At 59.4% G+C, this 20,830-nt stretch carries 22 protein-coding genes; 7 read left to right on the top strand and 15 right to left on the bottom strand.

Annotation, left to right across the window (positions count from 1 at the left end; translation table 11 throughout):
* Positions 1–70: 70 nt before the first annotated feature.
* The 6 genes from msrQ to PseAD21_RS27185 form a co-directional block, all read right to left on the bottom strand.
* Positions 71–694 carry a protein-methionine-sulfoxide reductase heme-binding subunit MsrQ gene (msrQ, locus tag PseAD21_RS27210; protein WP_102358838.1) on the bottom strand — a complete coding sequence of 208 codons (624 nt, stop codon included), beginning with the start codon at positions 692–694 and terminating at the stop codon, positions 71–73.
* Positions 694–1,707, bottom strand: a complete 1,014-nt coding sequence (msrP, locus tag PseAD21_RS27205; RefSeq protein WP_102358837.1) for a protein-methionine-sulfoxide reductase catalytic subunit MsrP — start codon at positions 1,705–1,707, stop codon at positions 694–696. The genes msrQ and msrP overlap by 1 nt, the downstream gene beginning before the upstream one ends.
* Before the next feature lie 63 nt (positions 1,708–1,770).
* Positions 1,771–2,628 carry a CDP-diacylglycerol--serine O-phosphatidyltransferase gene (gene pssA, locus PseAD21_RS27200; protein WP_102358836.1) on the bottom strand — a complete coding sequence of 286 codons (858 nt, stop codon included), beginning with the start codon at positions 2,626–2,628 and terminating at the stop codon, positions 1,771–1,773.
* Between the two features lie 148 nt (positions 2,629–2,776).
* Positions 2,777–3,793, bottom strand: a complete 1,017-nt coding sequence (gene ilvC / locus PseAD21_RS27195) for a ketol-acid reductoisomerase (RefSeq protein WP_003228216.1) — start codon at positions 3,791–3,793, stop codon at positions 2,777–2,779.
* 48 nt (positions 3,794–3,841) lie between these two features.
* Positions 3,842–4,333, bottom strand: coding sequence for an acetolactate synthase small subunit (gene ilvN / locus PseAD21_RS27190; RefSeq protein WP_003205610.1), 492 nt, complete (start codon positions 4,331–4,333; stop codon positions 3,842–3,844).
* 2 nt (positions 4,334–4,335) lie between these two features.
* Positions 4,336–6,060 carry an acetolactate synthase 3 large subunit gene (locus tag PseAD21_RS27185; RefSeq protein ID WP_102358839.1) on the bottom strand — a complete coding sequence of 575 codons (1,725 nt, stop codon included), beginning with the start codon at positions 6,058–6,060 and terminating at the stop codon, positions 4,336–4,338.
* A gap of 398 nt (positions 6,061–6,458) precedes the next feature.
* Here PseAD21_RS27185 and PseAD21_RS27180 point away from each other — a divergent pair, with 398 nt between their 5' ends.
* Entirely contained in the window at positions 6,459–6,875 is a 417-nt protein-coding gene (locus tag PseAD21_RS27180) for a DUF4124 domain-containing protein (RefSeq protein WP_102358835.1), read from the top strand.
* Positions 6,876–6,893: 18 nt separating this feature from the next.
* On the opposite strand, the gene PseAD21_RS27175 is transcribed toward PseAD21_RS27180, so the two are convergent.
* The 3 genes from PseAD21_RS27175 to mrcB are packed head-to-tail and all read right to left on the bottom strand — an operon-like array spanning position 6,894 to position 10,328.
* Positions 6,894–7,229, bottom strand: coding sequence for a YqcC family protein (locus PseAD21_RS27175; protein WP_102358834.1), 336 nt, complete (start codon positions 7,227–7,229; stop codon positions 6,894–6,896).
* Positions 7,229–7,987 (bottom strand): tetratricopeptide repeat protein, encoded by a 759-nt coding sequence (locus PseAD21_RS27170; RefSeq protein WP_102358833.1) that lies wholly within the window; start codon positions 7,985–7,987, stop codon positions 7,229–7,231. The genes PseAD21_RS27175 and PseAD21_RS27170 overlap by 1 nt, the downstream gene beginning before the upstream one ends.
* 16 nt (positions 7,988–8,003) lie before the next feature.
* Positions 8,004–10,328, bottom strand: coding sequence for a penicillin-binding protein 1B (gene mrcB, locus PseAD21_RS27165; RefSeq protein WP_102358832.1), 2,325 nt, complete (start codon positions 10,326–10,328; stop codon positions 8,004–8,006).
* Between the two features lie 116 nt (positions 10,329–10,444).
* Here mrcB and PseAD21_RS27160 point away from each other — a divergent pair, with 116 nt between their 5' ends.
* From PseAD21_RS27160 to PseAD21_RS27145, 4 genes are all read left to right on the top strand, one after another.
* Complete coding sequence (locus PseAD21_RS27160; protein WP_102358831.1) at positions 10,445–12,001, top strand: bifunctional aminoglycoside phosphotransferase/ATP-binding protein; 1,557 nt, start codon at positions 10,445–10,447, stop codon at positions 11,999–12,001.
* Between the two features lie 91 nt (positions 12,002–12,092).
* Complete coding sequence (locus tag PseAD21_RS27155; RefSeq protein WP_102358830.1) at positions 12,093–12,437, top strand: pentapeptide repeat-containing protein; 345 nt, start codon at positions 12,093–12,095, stop codon at positions 12,435–12,437.
* 286 nt (positions 12,438–12,723) lie between these two features.
* Positions 12,724–12,996, top strand: a complete 273-nt coding sequence (locus PseAD21_RS27150) for a TfoX/Sxy family protein (RefSeq protein WP_003228231.1) — start codon at positions 12,724–12,726, stop codon at positions 12,994–12,996.
* Between the two features lie 16 nt (positions 12,997–13,012).
* Positions 13,013–13,813 (top strand): Crp/Fnr family transcriptional regulator, encoded by an 801-nt coding sequence (locus tag PseAD21_RS27145; RefSeq protein WP_102358829.1) that lies wholly within the window; start codon positions 13,013–13,015, stop codon positions 13,811–13,813.
* Positions 13,814–14,039: 226 nt separating this feature from the next.
* On the opposite strand, the gene PseAD21_RS27140 is transcribed toward PseAD21_RS27145, so the two are convergent.
* From PseAD21_RS27140 to PseAD21_RS27125, 4 genes are read right to left on the bottom strand one after another with little or no spacing between them, the layout of a single operon-like run.
* Positions 14,040–14,888 carry a ChaN family lipoprotein gene (locus PseAD21_RS27140; RefSeq protein ID WP_102358828.1) on the bottom strand — a complete coding sequence of 283 codons (849 nt, stop codon included), beginning with the start codon at positions 14,886–14,888 and terminating at the stop codon, positions 14,040–14,042.
* A 20-nt stretch (positions 14,889–14,908) separates the two neighbouring features.
* Positions 14,909–15,676 (bottom strand): heme ABC transporter ATP-binding protein, encoded by a 768-nt coding sequence (locus tag PseAD21_RS27135; RefSeq protein ID WP_102358827.1) that lies wholly within the window; start codon positions 15,674–15,676, stop codon positions 14,909–14,911.
* Positions 15,676–16,659: an iron ABC transporter permease gene (locus PseAD21_RS27130; RefSeq protein ID WP_178082177.1), complete on the bottom strand. Its 984-nt coding sequence runs from the start codon at positions 16,657–16,659 to the stop codon at positions 15,676–15,678. Before PseAD21_RS27130 ends, PseAD21_RS27135 begins: the two co-directional genes overlap by 1 nt.
* 50 nt (positions 16,660–16,709) lie before the next feature.
* Entirely contained in the window at positions 16,710–17,582 is an 873-nt protein-coding gene (locus PseAD21_RS27125; RefSeq protein WP_102358825.1) for a hemin ABC transporter substrate-binding protein, read from the bottom strand.
* A gap of 163 nt (positions 17,583–17,745) precedes the next feature.
* Here PseAD21_RS27125 and PseAD21_RS27120 point away from each other — a divergent pair, with 163 nt between their 5' ends.
* On the top strand, positions 17,746–18,063 hold the full coding sequence (locus tag PseAD21_RS27120) for a Rieske (2Fe-2S) protein (RefSeq protein WP_102358824.1): 318 nt from the start codon (positions 17,746–17,748) through the stop codon (positions 18,061–18,063).
* Here the strand turns inward: PseAD21_RS27120 and sfsA are convergent.
* On the bottom strand, positions 18,060–18,773 hold the full coding sequence (gene sfsA / locus PseAD21_RS27115) for a DNA/RNA nuclease SfsA (RefSeq protein WP_102358823.1): 714 nt from the start codon (positions 18,771–18,773) through the stop codon (positions 18,060–18,062). The genes PseAD21_RS27120 and sfsA overlap by 4 nt on opposite strands.
* Positions 18,773–19,945, bottom strand: coding sequence for a pyridoxal phosphate-dependent aminotransferase (locus tag PseAD21_RS27110; RefSeq protein ID WP_102358822.1), 1,173 nt, complete (start codon positions 19,943–19,945; stop codon positions 18,773–18,775). The genes sfsA and PseAD21_RS27110 overlap by 1 nt, the downstream gene beginning before the upstream one ends.
* A gap of 333 nt (positions 19,946–20,278) precedes the next feature.
* Here PseAD21_RS27110 and dksA point away from each other — a divergent pair, with 333 nt between their 5' ends.
* Positions 20,279–20,722 carry an RNA polymerase-binding protein DksA gene (gene dksA, locus PseAD21_RS27105; protein WP_102358821.1) on the top strand — a complete coding sequence of 148 codons (444 nt, stop codon included), beginning with the start codon at positions 20,279–20,281 and terminating at the stop codon, positions 20,720–20,722.
* Positions 20,723–20,830: the final 108 nt, after the last annotated feature.

Below are 20,830 nucleotides of genomic sequence, written 5' to 3'. Positions count from 1 at the left end.
AATGAGTTTTCCGTTTCGACTGCGCCGGAAGTGGGGCGAATTATAGACATCTGAAATCTGCCGTCAACCGTTAATTTCGCTTTTCTTGCAAAACCTGCTTTTTAGCCAGCAAACGCGGGATCCGACGCATTACAGGAGGGATACGCAACGCCAGAAGCACAGCACCTATAAAGGCATAGATCGCCCACTCTTCCAGATCAGCGCGCACGATCCACAGCATGTGCAGCAAACCGAGCCCCAGAATCACATATGCCAGGCGATGCAGTTTCTTCCAACGCAGCCCCATACGACGCTGACTGTAGCGATTGGACGTCACCGCCAACGCCAGCAGCCCAAGAAAACCCAGCGCCCCTACTATTATGTAAGGCCGCTTGCGTAACTCGACCGCCAGTTGCGACCAATCGAAACCCAGAATAAATGCCATATAGCTGCACAGGTGCAAAACCACGTAGGCAAAACACCAAAGTCCCAACTGCCGACGCACGGCGATCCACCCTGCCCACCCGGTAAGTCTCTGCAGAGGCGTCATGCTCAAGGTAATCAGCAGAAGCACCAGCGTCCCCAGCCCGAGCCGATCCACCAACACCTTGCCGGGGTCTGGCCCAAGCAAATCCTCAAGCGCTTGATACAACCAGAGCATCGGCCAGATCGCCGCCGAAATGAAAACGCCTATACGCCAGAACGGAAATCGCATCAGTAGTTCTTCCGCAAGTCGAGCCCTGTATATAAAGAAGCGACTTCATCCGAGTAGCCGTTGAACATCTGCGTATCGCGTACATTCGGCTTGAACAGGCTGTTCGGCAATCGCCGCTCCCGCGCTTGCGTCCAGCGCGGGTGATCAACCGTCGGGTTCACATTCGCATAAAAGCCATATTCATCTGCCGCAATGCTTTGCCACGTTGTTTTTGGCTGCTCACTGACCAGACTGATCCGCACAATAGATTTGACGCTTTTGAACCCGTACTTCCACGGCACTACCAAGCGTAGCGGCGCACCGTTCTGATTCGGCAACTCGCGGCCATACATACCCACCGCCAGAATCGCCAACGGATTCATCGCCTCGTCCAGGCGCAAGCCTTCTACATATGGCCAGTCAATCAGGGCAAAACCAGAGCGCTGACCGGGCATGCTCTTGGGATCCTGCAGGGTTTCAAACCGAATGTACTTGGCGTTAGAGGTTGGCTCGACTTGCTTGAGCAGTGCAGAGATCGGAAAACCGATCCACGGGATAACCATCGACCACGCCTCAACACAGCGCAGTCGATAGATACGCTCCTCCAACTGATACGGTTTAATGAAGTCTTCCAGCGCATAGCGTCCAGGCTTCCCCACCTCCCCATCCACAACCACGCTCCACGGCTCGGTTTTCAGCGAACCGGCATTAGCAGCCGGATCGCCCTTGTCGGTACCGAACTCATAGAAGTTGTTGTAGTGGGTCGCGTCTTTATATGGCGTGATCGCCTCATCCTTGACGTTGACCGCGCCCCATTTGGTAGACGGGAGTTTGTCGGCAAACCAGGCCGGCGCCTTGCCAGGATCGACGTCGGCATAGCGCGCCGCATCTTCTGCGACAGCCCAACGCGGCAAGCTGCTCACGGCGATGCCGGCCGCGGTAGCTCCGAGCAGCTGTCGACGAGAAAGATAAATGGATTCAGGCGTGACGTCCGACTCATGGCAGTCGGACGCTTTGGGGATTTTGATCAGCATGGCAACTCCGCAGCTTTGGAGGACAGATGCACCCATAGACTGCGGAGTATGCGGGAAATTACATCACTCGGCGTTTTTGTGGCGACGAAGACGCAACAGGTATTGCACCGGGCCGGAAGCGGCGTAAGCGAGGAAGACCAGCAGCAGAATTCGCGGCGGATCACTGAAGACCACAGCGAACACCAGCACCACGGCGAGGATCGCCACGAACGGCACACGGCCCTTCAGATCCAGTTCCTTGAAGCTGTTGTACTTGATATTACTGACCATCAGCATGCCGGCAGCCGCCACCATCAAGGCGACCAGGAACGACATCTTCGAACCTTGGATTCCGTAGTCGCTGAACGCCCAGACGATCCCCGCCACCACGCCGGCAGCTGCTGGGCTGGCCAGTCCGATGAAGTAGCGCTTGTCAGCCGTACCGACCTGGGTGTTGAAACGCGCCAGACGCAACGCCGCACCGGCCACATAGATGAAGGCAACCATCCAGCCGACCTTGCCCATGTCACCCAGCGCCCAGCCGAAGGCCAGCAGCGCCGGCGCCACACCAAAGGCAACCATGTCGGACAGCGAGTCATACTCGGCACCGAATGCGCTTTGCGTATTGGTCATGCGCGCGACACGGCCATCGAGGCCGTCGAGCACCATGGCGACGAAGATCGCGATCGCGGCGAAAGCAAAATACTTGCTCGCGTTCGCAGAGTCCCCGGCGCTCAAGGCAGCCTGGGCACTCATCGAGTTGATGATGGAATAAAACCCTGCAAACAGATTCGCAGTGGTGAACAGGTTCGGCAGCAGATAGATACCACGATGCCGGACTTTACGACCTTCTGCGTCGTGCCCTTCCTCGACGTGTTCATCGATGGGCAGCAGGCTTTCGGCGTCAGAAGCCTGGTTCGGCTCTTCGGGACGTTCGCTCATGGACATTACCTTGCAACGTATTTGGAAAGTTTCGACAGGTGTCTGGGACGACGGTTCGACCACAAACGCTGCAGCTTTATACCAGAACCGCCGGCTCAAACGAAAAAACGCGGCCGAGGCCGCGTTTTTTCATACAAGGGACGACGACTTAGTTTTTGGCTTTGTCGACGATCTTGTTGGCACCGATCCACGGCATCATGGAGCGCAGTTGCTCGCCGATGATTTCGATGCCGTGAGCGGCGTTGTTACGACGCTTGGCGGTCATCGAAGGGTAGCCGGTTGCGCCTTCGCTGATGAACATTTTGGCATATTCGCCGTCCTGAATACGTTTCAGGGCATTGCGCATGGCCTGACGGGATTCGGCGTTGATCACTTCCGGACCGGTCACGTACTCACCGTATTCGGCGTTGTTGGAGATCGAGTAGTTCATGTTGGCGATACCGCCTTCGTACATGAGGTCAACGATCAGTTTCAGTTCGTGCAGGCACTCGAAGTAGGCCATTTCTGGCGCGTAGCCAGCTTCAACCAGGGTTTCGAAACCGGCTTTTACCAGTTCAACGGTACCGCCGCACAGAACGGCTTGCTCGCCGAACAGGTCGGTTTCGGTCTCGTCCTTGAAGGTGGTTTCGATGATGCCAGTACGACCGCCACCAACACCTGCCGCGTAGGACAGTGCAACGTTTTTGGCGTTGCCCGAGGCGTCCTGATAGATCGCGATCAGGTCAGGGATACCGCCGCCCTTCACGAACTCGGAACGTACGGTGTGGCCCGGGGCCTTCGGCGCGATCATGATCACGTCGAGGTCGGCACGCGGAACAACCTGGTTGTAGTGAATCGCGAAGCCGTGGGAGAAGGCCAGGGTGGCGCCTTTCTTGATGTTCGGCTCGATTTCGTTTTTGTACAGGGAAGACTGGAACTCGTCCGGGGTCAGAATCATGACCAGGTCGGCAGCAGCAACAGCGGAAGCAACGTCAGTCACTTTCAGGCCATGGGCTTCAGCCTTGGCAACGGTAGCCGAACCTTTACGCAGACCGACGGTAACGTCGACACCGGAGTCTTTCAGGTTGCACGCTTGAGCGTGGCCTTGGGAGCCGTAACCGATGATGGCAACTTTCTTGCCCTGGATGATCGACAGGTCGCAGTCTTTATCGTAGAAAACTTTCATGAATTTCCCCTATATATCCAGGCCGTTCAGGCCATTCGCTAATTTGGTTTAGATGCTGAGTACTTTGTCGCCGCGGGCAATGCCGGTCACGCCGCTACGGACGGTTTCCAGAATCGATGCGGTGCCGATGGACTGAATGAAGCTGTCGAGCTTGTCGCTGGTACCGGTCAATTGAACGGTATACACGCTGGCACTGACATCGACGATCTGTCCACGGTAAATATCGGTGGTGCGTTTGATCTCGGCGCGCTGGGCGCCAGTGGCCTTGACCTTGACCAGCATCAGCTCGCGCTCGATGTGAGCACTTTCCGACAGGTCCACCAGCTTGACCACTTCGATCAGCTTGTTCAGGTTTTTGGTGATCTGCTCGATGATTTCATCGTGGCCAACGGTGGTCAGCGTCAGACGCGACAGGGTCGGGTCTTCGGTCGGGGCCACCGTCAGGCTTTCGATGTTGTAGTTGCGCTGCGAGAACAGGCCGACTACGCGAGACAAAGCGCCGGGTTCGTTTTCCAGAAGCAGGGAAATAATGTGCCGCATGATTAAGTACGCTCCGTCTTGCTCAGCCACATATCGCGCATGGAGCCGTCTTTGATCTGCATCGGATAGACGTGCTCGCTGGTATCGACCGAAATATCGATCACCACCAGACGATCTTTCATGGCGAACGCTTCTTCCATCTTCGACTTCAAATCTTTCGAATCGGTGATGCGCACGCCGACGTGACCGTAGGCTTCAGCCAGCTTGACGAAATCAGGCAACGATTCCATGTAGGAATGCGAGTGACGGCTGCCGTAGCTCATGTCCTGCCACTGACGAACCATCCCCAGAACACCGTTGTTCAGGATGACGATTTTCACCGGCAAGCCGTATTGCAGGCAGGTCGACAGCTCCTGGATGTTCATCTGGATGCTGCCTTCGCCGGTGACGCAGGCAACGTCGTCATCCGGGAAGCTCAACTTGATACCCATGGCCGCCGGGAAACCGAAGCCCATGGTGCCCAGGCCACCGGAGTTGATCCAGCGGTTCGGTTTGTTGAACGTGTAGTACTGCGCAGCGAACATCTGGTGCTGACCCACGTCGGACGTGATGAAGGCATCGCCCTTGGTCACTTCGCACAGGGTCTCGATCACGGTTTGCGGTTTGATCAGGCTGCCGTCACCCTTTTCATAAGGGAACAGGCCGCGATCACCGCGCCATTCATCGACTTGCTTCCACCAACTGGCCACGGACTCCTTGTTTGGGGTCTCGCCGATTTCCTTGAGGATCGCGACCATTTCGCTCAGGACGCTTTCCACCGGGCCAACGATCGGCACGTCGGCCTTGATGGTCTTGGAGATCGAAGCCGGGTCGATGTCGATGTGGATGATCTTGGCGTTCGGGCAGAACTTCGCCGCGCCGTTGATCACACGGTCATCGAAACGCGCGCCGACAGCCAGAATCACGTCGGCATGGTGCATCGCCAGGTTGGCGGTGTAGCTGCCGTGCATACCGAGCATGCCGATGAACTGACGGTCGGTGCCAGGGAAACCACCCAGGCCCATCAAGGTGTTGGTCACTGGCAGGTTGAGCATTTTGGCCAGTTCGGTCAGCGGTGCAGAACCGTTGCCGAGGATCACGCCGCCACCGGAATACATGACCGGGCGCTTGGCCGCCAGGAGCATTTCTGCCGCCTTGCGGATTTGCCCGGAGTGACCGCGTACGGCCGGGCTGTAGGAACGCAGCTTGGCTTTTTTCGGGAAAACGTATTCGAACTTCTCGGCTGGGTTGGTCATGTCTTTCGGGATATCGACCACGACCGGGCCCGGACGACCGGATTGCGCCAGGTAGAACGCCTTCTTCATGACTTCCGGGATTTCCGAGGCGTGCTTGATCATGAAGCTGTGCTTCACGATCGGCCGGGAAATACCGATCATGTCGGTTTCCTGGAACGCGTCGGTGCCGACCATGGTGCTTGGCACCTGACCGGAAATGATCACCATTGGAATCGAATCCATATAGGCGGTGGCGATACCGGTGATGGCGTTTGTGGCGCCAGGACCTGAAGTCACCAATACCACGCCGGCTTTACCGGTGGCACGGGCGTAGCCGTCAGCCATATGGGTAGCCGCTTGTTCGTGACGAACCAGGATGTGGGTCACTTCCGGTTCTTTGAACAGGGCATCGTAAACATGCAGGAGAGCACCACCCGGGTACCCGTAGATATATTTGACGCCTTCGTCACGCAAGAAGCGGACGAGCATCTCACCGCCAGATAAAAGCTCCACGTTGTTCACCTCTAAAACGCCAGAATACCGTCCACAAAAAGGGGCGGGTCTTAATAGGTTTACTTCTCGGCAGAGCATGAGCGACGGTGGTCGCCGACTACGTCAGCACTGACTGAGCAAGTATTGGGATCGTCCCAAGTGTTGCGGGCCTTTCCCACCCAGCGCGAGGTAACGCGTTGCGGGTGTAACAGGTCGACGCGGATATGCGCCTCATGATCTACCGAGTGGGTCTGCTTCTGGCAGTCCCTCTACAGCGGACTTTGGATTCTTCTGTTTCGCCCTCCTCAAGTCAAGCCGTCAATGTGCTTAATTGTGGGTAAGCACATGAGAACGCAAGAAAAAACCTGAAAACCGCTACTCTGTTAGCGTCAATTGCGCAATTTTGCCAAGGAATCAGCATGCGAACGCTTCTGTTAACTCTGCTGATCGGCCTCAGCCCCTGGTGCTCGGCCGCTCAGATCTACAAATGGGTCGATGCCCAAGGCGTCACGCACTTCGATGCGCAGCCTCCGCAAGGGCAGCCGGCCACCACCGTGCAAACACCCTCCTCGCCCCCGCCAAAACCTGCAGCAATGCCGGGCAGCGGTGCGCTGGGCGATCAGAAAGCCATCGACGACAAGGTGAAAAAACAGGTGGCGGAGCAGCAGACGCAGCTCAAGGCGTTTTGCGAGCAGGCACGGACGAACCTGGCGCAATTGCAGAACAATCCGCGCTTGAGAGAAGAAGTGGAGGGAAAACTGCGGCGCCTCGACGATGCGCAACGGCAGGAGCGCATCGTCGAAGCACAGAAACAGATAGCGCAGAACTGCCAGTAGGTACTGGCAGTTTGCGGTTCAGCGCGAAGCGGTGATCAGCAGGTCGAACTCTTTGAGCAGCACCTGCAGTTGTCGATCCTTGCCCTGCAGATTGCGCTGGGCGAAGACCATTTCGGCCATTTCCTGAATGCCCGAGGCATTGGGCAGCGGCAGATCCTGCTCGAGGATCATCTTCATCCGCGGCAGGAAGATCCATTGCAGCCATTGTTCGAAATCCAGCGTGTCGACCGAAAACGGTTCGACACTGCTCAGGGCTTCGGCCGATGGCTGAACCTCATCCCACCAACCCTGCGTGCGCAGTTCGCGCTCGATAAGCAACAACTGATCGGCGATTTTCGGGAAGCGAGTATCCATCAGAGCGAAACCTTGGCCTTCTGACGAGCCAGCGCTGCGCCGGCGGCATCGCCCTGCTTCTCACGGGACTGCGCGATGATTTCCCACAGGTTGGCTTGCAGATCCGGACGGCCGTTGGCCATGGTCAACGCACGACGGGCAAATTGCTCGGCCTGCGGTGCATCCCCCTGAGCCATGCGCACTTGCGCCAGACGATAAAGCACTTGCGGCTCACGCGGGGCGACGCGTTGGGCACGCTCCAGGCTGGAGGATGCACCGTTGAGGTCGCCGCCGGCCTGCTGCTGTTGTGCAGTAGTCAGCAAGGCGAGCACCGGACCGTCCAGTTGCTCGTCTGCCGACAGACCGCCGCCGCTGCTGCTGGCCGAAGGAATGCCGCTTGGCGTCGAAGGCATGCTGTAGCTGCCCGTGTTGATCGGCGCCGACTGGACCGGCGACGGATTGTACGGCCCCGGAGTGATACCCCCGGAAGCCGGGCCTGGAACGATCGGCGAGGTGCTGATCGGCGCCGATGTCGTGGCACCACCACCCGGCACCATCACCACCACGCCGGTATCGCCCTGCGGGATGGCCTGGGATTGCGCCTGGCCTTGCACTGGGCGTTTGACCGTCGTCTTGCGGAAACCGCCGTTGGCCGACAGGCGTTCGCTGTTGGACACGGTTGTGCCGGAATCCACCACCGGAATCGAACCACGCTGTACGGTAGAGCAGCCGCTGAGCAAAGCCACGGCGGTCACCGCTGGAATCAACCACTTGTTCACTTGAAACCCTCTTTGCTTAATTCATCCAGCCCTTGACCCAATCCATCACCGACTCCGGCGAAGCAGGCGTTTCGCTTGCACACGCGGCGCCGGGTGGCGGTTCGCTGCCGCGAATATACGGCATCTGCACCGCCCCCGGACAGTTGGCATCAGAGCCTTGTCCGGTACGCGAATCGACCCACGCCTGGACGATGTTGTCCGGCTGCGGCATGTCCAGCGGCAGTGGATCGGCCTTGCGCATGAAACTGGTCCAGACCTGCAACGCACCGGTCGCGCCGGTGAACGGGGTCTTGCCGTTGTCGTCACGACCGAGCCAGACCACCGCCAGCAGATCCTGACTGAAGCCGGCGAACCAGCTGTCACGCGAATCGTTACTGGTACCGGTCTTGCCGGCCAGCGTCAGGGTCTTGGGCAGCACGTTATAAACCGAGCTGCCGGTACCTTCGCGCATCACGCGCTGCATGGCGTTCTGGATCAGGTAGATAGACGCCGGATCAAAACGCTGCTCAATCTGGAACGGATAACGCTTGAGCGGCTCGCCCTCGGCGGTCAGTACGCTGCGAATCCCGCGCATCGGCGTGTTGAAACCACCGTTGGCGAGGGTCTGGTACATGGTCGCCACTTCGATCGGAGTCATGCCGCCAGCACCCAGCAACATCGACGGATACGCCGGGAACTCACGGGTCACGCCCAGACGTGCAAGGGTCTTGAGCACATTCGGCACACCGACTTCCAGGCCGAGACGCGAAGTCGACAAGTTGTAGGAATGCGCAAGCCCCTGATAGAGGAATACCGTGCCGTGGGAGCGACGGTCGTAGTTCTGCGGCTTCCACACCTGGCCGTCCGCACCTTTGACCGACAATGGATCATCCGACAGCCAGCTGGTCAGCGTGTAGTGGCTCGGTTTCTCCAGCGCAGTCAGATATACCGCAGGCTTCACCAGGGAACCGATCGGCCGCACGGCATCCAGCGCCCGGTTGAAACCGGCGTAACTGGCCTGACGGCTACCGATCATCGCCTGGACTTCGCCGGTTTCCGGGTTGGTCACGACCATCGCCGCTTCCACGTCGTCGGAGCCCTTGCGTCCGGCCAGACGCTTGAAGGTGTCGTTGACCGAGGCCTCGGCTTTCATCTGCAGAATCGGGTCGAAACTGGTGAAGATCCGCAGACCTTCTTCGGTCAAGTCTTCGTCGCGATAGTCTTCGCGCAACTGACGTTTGACCAGATCGATGAAGCCGGGGAACGAGCTGTCGGCCAACTTGCCGCGAGTGGTTACACCCAGTGGCATTTTCTTCGCCGCTTCGACCTGTTCGGCAGTCGCCACGCCTTGCTGCTCAAGCACGTCGAGCACCAGATTGCGACGCTCAAGCGCGCGCTCGGGATTGCGGCGCGGGTTGTAATAGGACGGGCCTTTGACCATGCCGACCAGCAGCGCAACCTGATGCAGTTTCAGCTCGGACAATGGCTGGCCGAAGAAGAACTGGCTGGCCAGACCGAAGCCGTGCACCGCACGCTGACCGTCCTGCCCGACGAAGACTTCGTTGAGGTACGCCTCAAGAATTTCTTTTTTGTCGTAATGCAGCTCCAGCAGCATCGCCATCATCGCTTCGGTGAGCTTGCGGCTCAGGCTGCGTTCGTTGGTGAGGTAGAAGTTCTTCACCAACTGCTGGGTCAGCGTGCTGCCGCCCTGGGTCATCTTACCGCCAGAGGTGTTGACCCAAATGGCCCGGGCAATCGATTTCGGCGAAACGCCCCAGTGGCTGTAATAGTCGCGGTCTTCAACCGCAACCAGGGTTTCCAGCAAGTACGGCGGCACCTGATCGAGCTTGATCAGGATGCGGTCTTCAAGATTTTTCGGATAAATGCCGCCGATCATCAGCGGCTCAAGTCGCACCACGGACAGTTTCGAACCATTGAGCCCCGAGAGCTCCGCCACATAATCGCCGGAGAAGCGCACGCGCACCGGCTGGGCTTTTTCCAGGCCTTCATAGAACTGGAAGCCGCGAGTATTCAGATCGACGGTATTGCCGCTGACGGCAGCAGCGCCGGGGCCATTGCTCACGGCTTCGCGGCGATAGCCGAGGGCGTCGAGCTCGGTCAGGAAATCGTCCTTGCTGAGCTTCTGTCCGACGAACAGCTCGAGCGGACGCGCGTATACCTTGGCCGGAATGGTCCAGCGCTTGCCGGAGAACTTCTCCTGCACCACAGCATCGAGGTAAACGGCGAAGCCGGCCAGCACCACAAGGCCGACCAGACTGAGTTTAATGGCCCAACCCAGCCATGGGCTCAGGCCCTTGGCAGGTGGTTTTTTCTTGGTACGGGGGGATCGAGTTCGAGTCATGGCGGCGGATTATACGCACTTTATTCATACTCAACAGGAGCGCTCCGAGGTTTGCGTCCGGCTGGCGAGCGGCCATAATGGCGACCTCGAATTTCCCAGTCTCTGAAGGATCGCCCGTGAGCCAGTCACTGATCGCTGCCCTGCAAAACCCGGCCCTCTACCCGCACTCTGTCGAGGGGTTCCAGGTCATCGAAACCCATATCTCGTGGGTGATCCTCACTGGCCCCTTTGCCTATAAAGTGAAGAAACCGGTGAATTTCGGCTTCCTCGATTTCACTGGCCTCGAATCCCGCGCACATTTCTGTGCTGAAGAGCTGCGCCTGAACCAGCGCCTGACCGACGATTTGTATCTGGAAGTGTTGCCGGTGACCGGCAGCGTCGAGGCGCCACAACTGGGCGGCGATGGCCCGGCAATCGAATACGTGCTGAAAATGCGTCAGTTCCCGCAGACCGGCTTTCTCAGCACCCTGCAAGCCAATGGCGAACTGACCACTCAGCACATCGACGAGATGGCCGAGCAGATCGCCAAATTCCACCTCAGCGCGCCGAAAGTCCCGGCCGAGCACGACGCCGGCACGCCAGACAGCGTGATGGCCCCAGTCTCGCAAAACTTCGAACAGATCCTGCCGTTCCTCAGCGACAAAAACGACCTGCTGCAACTCGAAGCGCTGAAAGCCTGGGCCGAAAGCAGCTTCGAACGCCTCAAGCCACTGTTCGCCCAGCGTAAAGCCGAGGGTTTCACCCGCGAATGCCACGGTGATATCCACCTGGGCAACGCTACTGTCATCGACGGCAAGGTGGTGATCTTCGATTGCATCGAATTCAACGAACCGTTCCGCTTCACCGATGTGTGGGCCGACACCGGTTTCCTGGCGATGGACCTTGAAGACCGTGGCCTGAAATCCCTGGCCCGTCGCTTCATCAGCCAGTACCTGGAGCTGACCGGCGACTATAAAGGCCTGGAAGTGCTGAATTTCTACAAAGCCTACCGCGCTCTGGTTCGCGCCAAGGTTGCGCTGTTCAGCATGCCGGCCGACGCCACGCCAGTGCAGCGCGCCACCACCCTGCGCCAATACCGCAACTACGCCAACCTGGCGGAAAGCTACAGCACCATTCCTTCGCGCTTCATGGCCATCACCCACGGTGTATCGGCTGTCGGCAAGAGCCATGTGGCGATGCGTCTGGTCGAAGCACTGGGGGCGATCCGCCTGCGTTCCGACGTCGAGCGCAAGCGCCTGTTCGGCGAGCAAACCGTTGCCAACGACGTGCAGGCCGGGATTTACAGTGCCGACGCCAGCGCCGCAACCTACGTGCGCCTGCATGAAATCGCCGAAGTGATCCTGCACGCCGGGTTCCCGGTGGTGATCGATGCCACTTACCTCAAGCGCGCGCAGCGCGATAGCGCGGCAAAGATCGCCGAAGCCACCGGTACGCCATTCCTGATCCTCGACTGCAACGCGCCACAAGCGGTCATCGAGAGCTGGTTGGCGATTCGCCAGGCGGATAAACAGGATCCGTCCGACGCCACTCTGGCGGTGATCGAAGCGCAACAGGCCAATCGCGAAGCGCTGACGCCGGAAGAAATCCTGCGCAGCAAGCGCGTACAGACCAATGAATCCGGTACGCTGGACACCGTGGTCGCGCAGATCCGTCAACGCCTGCCTGGCTTGTAAGAAACTATTTCGGCCGTGAAGCCCTCGCTTGCTTCACGGCCATCAAATAGTGGCACTATACTGGCGTCATAAAACCAACAGGTGATCTGACATGAGCCAGCCGAAACTTCTCGACACCCCGCTGTATGCCTTGTTGCACAAAGACGATATTGCAGGCTTCAACAAGGAACGACCGAAAGACGGCCCGATCGATATGGTTGGCGGCGACTTCCGCGGACTTGACCTGCGTGAACTGAACGCCGATGGCGTGGATTTCAGGGACGCCTACTTTCGTTCCGCCGATTTGCGTGGCATCGATTTCCGCAATGCTTCGCTTGAAGGAGCGAGCCTCGCTCATGCGCAGATTTCCGGCGCGTACTTCCCGGTCGAGTTGAGTGCGGACGAGATTCTGATGTCGATGAATTTCGGCACGCGTTTGCGTTATCGCACTCGCTGATAGCCTCATTGTTCCGTGACACGACGCCTTCCCTGTAGGAGTGAGCCTGCTCGCGATAGCGGTTTAATATTCAACACATGTGTACCTGCCAGTCCGCCATCGCGAGCAGGTTCACTCCTGCATTGATTTGTGTTCCCCCCTCCTTATCTGCTTTCGCAGGCCGTTCAAGCGCCCTTTCTTAGAAGCGTTTGCGTTGAATCCGACCAAACAACCACGCTTTTCCTACTGATGGCTACACTCCTGAGAAGCTCGCCCACGCACCATTCGGCCGTCGCAAGGAGGCTTGATGAATGATGAACTGCAACACCTGAAGAATCTTGGCAAGACGTCGGCGCAGTGGCTGCATGCCGTGGGCATCCACAGCGCCTCGGACTTGCGTCGCCTGGGGGCGGTGGACGCCTATCGGGCGGTGCGTACCCGCGGGTTTCGCGCATCGAAGGTGTTGCTGTATGCGATCGAAGGGGCGCTGATGGATGTGCACTGGAACGACATCCCTGCCGAACGCAAAGACGCCTTGAACAAGCAGCTCGAAGCTATTTCCTCGCGACACAAGAATTGAACAGGCGCTGACGGCCATGTATCTGCTTGGGGAACAATCGGCACCTGTCGATGCACTGATCAATCGTTTGCAGAGCTTGCCTGTACGCTGGCTCGAAGGACTCGCGCCGTGCGGGCCGGTAATTGAGTACGAAACTTCTGACGATCTGCTAAGACAATTACCCGACGATCAGTTGTTTCTGCTGACAGAAGGCGTGATCAACGGCTGCATGGGCGGTCGAGCGGTTTTTTATTGGCAGGAAGGCGACTTGATCGGTTTGCAGCAGGGCCCGGCCTGGGCCGATTGCCGTCTGTGCAGTGAAGGGCCATTGCGATTGCTGCCATATCGGCGCACCGATCTTCTTCAACACTTGCTTGCCGAGCCTGAGCGGGCCGAGCAGCTGCTGGAGTATCTGCTGGGTCAGATGGCAATGCTCGCCCACGCCGTGGCCGAACTGAAACCCCGGGAGTTTCGCAGCACCAATGGCTTCAAACGGGTCGAGAGCGGTGAAGTGTTGATTCAGCAGGGCGATGTGGCCGATCACGTCTTCGTGATCATCGATGGGCATGCCGAGGCGTTTGTTGACGGGCACAAGGTCGGCGAAGTGCCCAAGGACGAGATTTTCGGCGCCATGGCGGTGTTCACGGGAGAACCGCGCAACGCCACGGTCATCGCTCGCGAGCCGAGCACCGTGATGCTGATTCCCGGCGATCAGTTTTTGAACATGACCCGCAACAATCCGAAAATTGCGCACAGCCTGATTGAGAGCATGGCTCGGCGCATCGGCCAGCTCAACCAGCAGATCACCCAACTGATCGCCATCAAAGGTCAGCGTTAAGTCCCGTGTTTGCGGGGCATTCCGGCCATTTCCACGACTAAATCAAGTAAATGGAAAAACAGTGGTTGACTCGCTAATGAGAATCGCTATGATTATCACAACTGATCGCGAGATCAGTCGATATTCTGAAAAGCCCTTGGTTCGGACTCTCAGATTATCTCCTCATCAGGCTAATCACGGTTATTTGACCCGGTTTTTACCGGGTCTTTTTTTGCCTGTGGAAAAGTCATTGGCCGAACTGTTTGCGCATCTGCGCGCAGTAATCCTGCGCTGGCGTCGCCGGGGTGTACCAGACGTAATCGGCCATCGCCGCAGTAACCTCGGCGCCCTGCTCGGCCAGCATCAGCACCATTGGCGCTTGGGCTGCGCCCAGATCCAGAACATGCAGCGGCACGCCAACATCCTTGCGCGCATGCCAGGCACCTGCCAACAGCAGGGCTGGTGTTGGCGCCGCCATCAAGCGTTCGGCCATGCGCCGATCGCGCTGCTGCTGAACCGCGAGCATCGACGGCATTTGCGATTGGGGCAGCAAGCCGCAATGGGAATCGCTGATCTGCTCAAGCAGCGTGGCCTTCACCGAGGCCGCATTACTGCGAACACCATTCAAACCTGGCCGCTGACGATAGAACGCGCGGATTTCGCTGTTATCCAGATTGCCCGCCAATAGCGGATAGGGTTGCTTGAGGGCGAACCGAACGATCGGACCATAGAGATTCCAGTCCCAACCGTCCTGCCAGGCCAATGCGCCGGGAAGATCACTGGGCGGCGTTGCGGGAGGGCGAACTTGATCAACTTTCGGCTGTTGATCAGGCGTGAGCATTTCCAGCAGCAAACTGCCCTGTGGGCGCTGCTCACCGAGCGCCTGCAACAGCCACAACTGCGCAGCGTGGTGATCGGCATTGTCATGTTGCTCGCCGATGATCAGCTGTTGCGGCTCGGCCAAACGCGTCAGCAGTTCCTGTGCCGTCAGCACCTGACCGCTGCGCAGATCGCGAATCTCGCCGCTGACCGGCGGCGCGGCAACATGCTGACACCCCGTCAGCAGCAACACGATCAAGAGCCACATCCCGCGCATGCCATCACCTCGATGAAACGTCAGCGGGCGATGATCAGCGGATGCCCGCGCTCCGGGTGCTGCTGCACCAATACTTCGAGACCGAACACGGCTTTGAGTGTATCCGGACGCAATACCTGCCGCGGCGTATCCAGTGCCACCGGGCGCCCGCCTTCGAGCAACAACACACGATCACAATAGCGCGCCGCCAGGTTCAGATCATGCAGGATGACCAGCACTGCCGCGCCACGGTCGGCAAATTCACGCACCGCTTGCAGCGTTGTGTGTTGATGCAGCGGATCGAGCATCGACGTCGGCTCGTCCAGCAACAAGCTTTGCCCGGCCAGCCCCGGCCACAACTGCGCCAGCACCCGGGCCAGATGCACGCGCTGGCGCTCGCCACCTGACAGCGCCAGATAACTGCGACCGCTCAGATGCCCGACATCCGCCGCGTGCAGCGCTGCCGCGACAATCTCGTCATCGCGCACCCGACCGCTTTGATAAGGCAGCCGCCCCATGCCGACCACTTCTTCGACGTGAAAGGCAAAGTCCAGCGTCGACACCTGCGGCAACACCGCCAGACGCTGGGCGCGCTGCGTGCCCGTCCAGTGACTCAAGGCCTGACCATCCAGCGAAACTTCGCCTTCACTGGCCACCAGCTCACCGCACAGGGCACCGAGCAATGTGCTTTTACCCGCGCCGTTCGGCCCCAGCACGCCCAGCACTTCACCCGGTTCAAGTTGCAGGGTGACGCCGCTGAGCACCGTCTTGCGGTCGCGACGGATATGCAGATTGTGCGCACGCAGCATCAGGCACGTCCTCGCAACAGCAGATAAAGGAAGAACGGCGCGCCGATAAAAGCGGTGACAATGCCGATCGGCAACTCCGCCGGCGCCAACGCCAGCCGCGCCACCAGATCCGCCAGCAACAACAGGCTGGCCCCGGCCAACACCGAGGCTGGCAGCAGCACGCGATGATCCGGCCCGGCCAGCAGGCGCACCAGATGCGGCACCACCAGTCCGACGAAACCGATCATCCCCGCTGCCGCCACTGCTGCACCAACACCCAACGCGGTGCAAAAAACCAACTCGCGCTTGAGCCGCTCGACATCGATGCCCAGATGCCCTGCCTCCGACTCACCGAGCAACAGCGCATTCAGCGCCTTGGCGCGGCGCGGCAACCACAGCGCAACGCCGGCGCTGATGATCAGCAAAGGCCAGAGCCGCGCGTAACTGGCGCCATTGAGGCTACCGAGGTTCCAGAACGTCAGCGTGCGCAGGGTCGCGTCATCCGCCAGATAGGTGAACAGCCCCACCGCTGAGCTTGCCAGCGCCGTCAGGGCAATCCCCGCCAACAGCATGGTCGCCACGTTGGTCTGGCCGTTTCGACGTCCGAGCCGATAGACCAGCGCCGTCACCCCGAGTCCACCGAGAAACGCACACGCCGATAACAGATAAGGCCCGAACCACTCCGGCAAACCGCCAAAAAACGAGCCACCGACAATCGCAATTGCCGCGCCCAATGCTGCACCGCTGGACACCCCGACCAACCCGGGATCGGCCAACGGATTGCGAAACAAGCCCTGCATCGCCACACCGGACAGCGCCAGCACACCGCCGACGGCCAGCCCAAGCAAGGTGCGCGGCAAGCGAATCTGCCCGAGAATCAGCTCAGCCTGCTCCAGACCGTCCGGCGCCAGCGGCACACCGAGCATGCGCAACGCCGCGCGCAAGGTATCGAACAGCGGCAGGCTGACCGGCCCCAGCGCCAATGACAACCAGATGGCCAGCAGACACAACAGCGTCAGGCCGATGAACAGGCGGCGGGGTTTGACCAGTGTGGTCATGGGTTGCCCTTGGTCGGGTAGAAACCGTCAGACAGACGCAGCAACGCCGCCGGCAAACGCGGCCCGAGCCCGCCGACCAGCAGCGTCGGATCCAGCTCCAGCACCCGTCCGGCCTTGGCCGCGCGGCTTGATTCAAGAATCGGGTTTTCCTTGAACAGCGCCGTTTTCGCCGCTTCACCGCTCAACGCGCGATCGGCGAACACCAATACTTCAGGATCGAGCCCCGCCAGTGATTCCACAGAAAACGGTTTATAACCGGTATGCGTCGCCAGGTTATGCCCGCCGGCCTGTTGCAGCAGCCAGTCGGCAGTGGTGTCCTTGCCGGCAATCAACGGTTTGCCACCCGCATGCCCGATCAGCACCAGAACGCCCGGCGCCTTGTGATCGGCCTGCAATTGACTGACTCGCTGTTTCAGCACATCGAGTTGCTGTTGATAACTTTGCAGCAGTTGAGCCGCTTGCGTCTCGGCGCCGAGCAACTGCCCCAGGTGTGTGACGTTTTTTTTCAGGGTGGGCAGGTCCGGCTGCGCGGAAAACAGCTCCACCTGCACTTTGCCATTCTTCACTTGCGCCAGTACTGGCGGCGGGCCCATTTCTTCGGTACCGATCAGAATGTCCGGGCGCAGGCTGAGAATGCCTTCCGAAGACAGACTGCGCTGATAGCCGATGCTCGGCAGTGCCCTCAATGATTCCGGATGCTGACTGGTGGTGTCGACGCCGACCAGTTTCGACTCGCCGCCCAACGCACTGACCCACTCAGACAATCCGCCGCCGGCGCTCACCCAACGTTGCGGCAGATCGGCCGCTGCAACCTGGTGACTGACCAAAAGTCCGACACACAGCACAGCCACGCGGGTTATCAGGCGCATACACAGCTTCCTTGAACAGGTTTTTCCGCGCATCGGGACAATGGGCCAAGTATCCTAGGCATCGGTCACCGCATGGCGGATGAAGGCGGCCATTTGATAATTGTTTGCATTTAAACGTCAAGCTCGGACATTTCCCGTAACGAGCCGACACTTGAGGATAGCCATGAAGTTTTTGTGCGCCGGCGCCGATCTGGCCGAGGCCGGCAGCCGTGGGTTCGACATCGACGGAAACAAACTGTTTGCCGTGCGCCGCGCGGGTCAGGTTTATGTCTATCTCAACCGTTGTCCGCACCGCGGTGTCGGGCTGGAGTGGCAGCCCGACCAGTTTCTCGACCCGAGCAACAGCCTGATCCAGTGCGCCACCCACGGCGCACTGTTTCTGATCGAGGACGGCGAATGTGTCGCCGGTCCCTGCGCCGGGCAATCCCTGACCGCCATCCCTTGCCGCGAAGACGCGCAAGGGCTATGGATCGATGTTTAACCGTTGAGCAAAACGTCCAGTCGTCGGTCGATCACCATCTCTTCATGGTTTAACCGTACGCCATAAGCCAGCACCTCGACCCCGCACGCCACCGCTTCGCGTAGTGCGTCGGCGTAGGCCGAATCGATTTCCTCGGCCGGACGCACCGCCTCGATCCCGCTGAGATTGACGCAATACAACTGCACCGCACGAATGCCGTCACGGGCCAGATGCGCCAGCTCCCGCAGATGTTTGGCGCCGCGCTGGGTGACCGCATCGGGAAACGCCGCCACATTCGTCCCGTCGAAACCCAGGGTGACGCTTTTCACTTCCACGTAGGCCGGGCCGTTCGGGTATTCGAGACGAAAATCGATGCGGCTCTTTTCCTGACCGTAGGCCACTTCTCGTTTGAGCGCTGTGAATCCGTTCAACTCGCTGATGACCCCGGCTTGCAACGCTTCTTCGACCAAGGCGTTGGCGCGGCCAGTATTCACACAGAACAGCCGGCCCTGCGGGGTTTCGCCGATTTCCCAGGTCCCGGGCAGCTTGCGCTTGGGATCGTTGGAACGGCTGAACCACACCTGGCCGCCCTCAACCTGGCAATTGAGCATCGAACCGGTGTTCGGGCAGTGCAGGGTCATCAGCTCGCCATTGACCGTTTCAACATCAGCGAGAAAACGTTTGTAGCGGCGGATCAGCCGCGCCTCTTCCAGAGCCGGATAAAAACGCATCAGCCTTGCCAGCTCTTCAAGCCACGGGCGATCCGTTCCACCGCTTCCTGTAGGCGAGGGAGGTTTTGCGTGTAGGAAAATCGCACATGATGGCCGGCCTGATAACGGCCGAAATCCAGGCCCGGAGTAAAGGCAACGTGCTCGACTTCGAGGAAATGCCGGCAGAACGCGAAGGCATCTCCGCCGAACTGGCTGATATCGGCGTACAAGTAGAATGCCCCTTCCGGCTCGACGGCGATGTTGAAACCCAACTCGCGCAACGCCGGCAGCAGGAAGTCGCGACGGCGACCGAATTCAGCGCGGCGCTCTTCGAGAATGGCGATCGTGTCCGGCTCGAAACAGGCCAAAGCGGCGTACTGCGCCATGCTCGGAGCACTGATGTAGAGGTTCTGCGCGAGCTTTTCCAATTCGCCGACCGCCGCGTCAGGCGCCACCAGCCAGCCGAGGCGCCAACCGGTCATGCCGAAATACTTGGAGAAACTGTTGAGCACAAAGGCGCTGTCATCGACCTCCAGCACGCTCGCCGCATCGGTGCCGTAGGTCAGGCCGTGATAAATCTCGTCCACCACCAGATGCCCGTGCCGCGCCTTGATCGCTGTGGATAACCCGGCCAGCTCATCACGGGTCAGGATCGTCCCGGTCGGGTTGGCCGGCGAAGCCACCAACGCACCGACGCTGTCGTGATCCCAATGCCGTGCCACCAGATCCGGGGTCAGTTGATAACGCACCTCCGGCCCGACCGGAACCAGTTGCGCCGCGCCTTCAACCAGGCGCAGGAAATGCCGGTTGCACGGGTAACCGGGATCCGCCAGCAACCAGTGTTTGCCGGGATCGACCAGCAAGGCACTGGCCAGTAACAGGGCGCCGGAGCCACCGGGGGTGATCAGAATCCGGCGCGGATCGATGTTCAGGCCATAACGCTGTTGATAGAAACCGGAAATCGCCTCGCGCAGCTCGGGAATGCCCCGCGCGGCGGTGTAGCGGGTCTTGCCCGCCGTCAGCGCCGCTTGCCCGGCACGGATGATCGGCTCGGCTGTGGTGAAGTCCGGCTCGCCGATTTCCAGGTGGATCACGTCGTGACCTTCGGCCTGCAATTCGTTGGCCCGCGCCAGCAGCGCCATCACATGGAACGGTTCGATCGCACGACTGCGCGCACTGTAGGGCTGAGCCATTGGCCTTCCTTCGACGGGAAAAAGAGACGATTCTACCCATCTGCCGGAACGAGCGAGAACCCATCGCGGTCACACCCTCAAGAACACTGGACTGTAACGAGATGAGCGTACGCTCCAGGATTGACTAAAATCAGTGATTGAACAGGTCTTCAGCACCACCAGACACGGCTTGCCAAACATTTGCAAGCGCCACCCGCCGGGGCCTCGACATCCGGGAGTAGCGCAGGCCGAATTGATCTGGTAAGTTCGCCCGCTTGCAGCCGCAGGGCCGGCAGGTGTCGGTGATGGAGCAATCCTGCGCAATGGATTACAAGAGTAGAGGCGGTCCATTTCATGCCCACCCAAGCAAAGCAACAGCAGAATCAGACGATCAGCGGTTTCGAACCTTATGTTCCGGCGAAAGGTGAAGAGTACATGGGCGCCCCAATGCGCGCGCACTTCACCAAGATCCTGAACAAGTGGAAACAGGACTTGATGCAGGAAGTCGACCGCACTGTTGATCACATGAAAGACGAAGCGGCCAACTTCCCTGACCCGGCCGACCGTGCCAGCCAGGAAGAAGAGTTCGCCCTTGAGCTGCGCGCCCGCGACCGCGAGCGCAAACTGATCAAGAAGATCGACAAGACCCTCGAATTGATCCAGGACGAAGAGTACGGCTGGTGCGAGTCCTGCGGCATCGAGATCGGCGTCAAGCGCCTCGAGGCCCGTCCTACTGCGGATCTGTGCATCGACTGCAAGACCCTGGCGGAAATCAAGGAAAAGCAGGTCGGCAAGTAATCTCGACCTGAACGAAAAACGGAGCGTGCGAACGCTCCGTTTTTGTTTCTGTCTTTTGCCTTTTGCCTTTTGCCTTTTGCCTTTTGCCTTTTGCCTTTTGCCTTTTGC

This window comes from Pseudomonas sp. AD21, assembly GCF_002878485.1.
In the GTDB taxonomy this organism is placed as follows: Bacteria; Pseudomonadota; Gammaproteobacteria; order Pseudomonadales; family Pseudomonadaceae; genus Aquipseudomonas.
The sequence above is the reverse complement of the archived record's forward strand: the minus strand, read 5'-3'. Positions and strand labels throughout refer to the sequence as shown.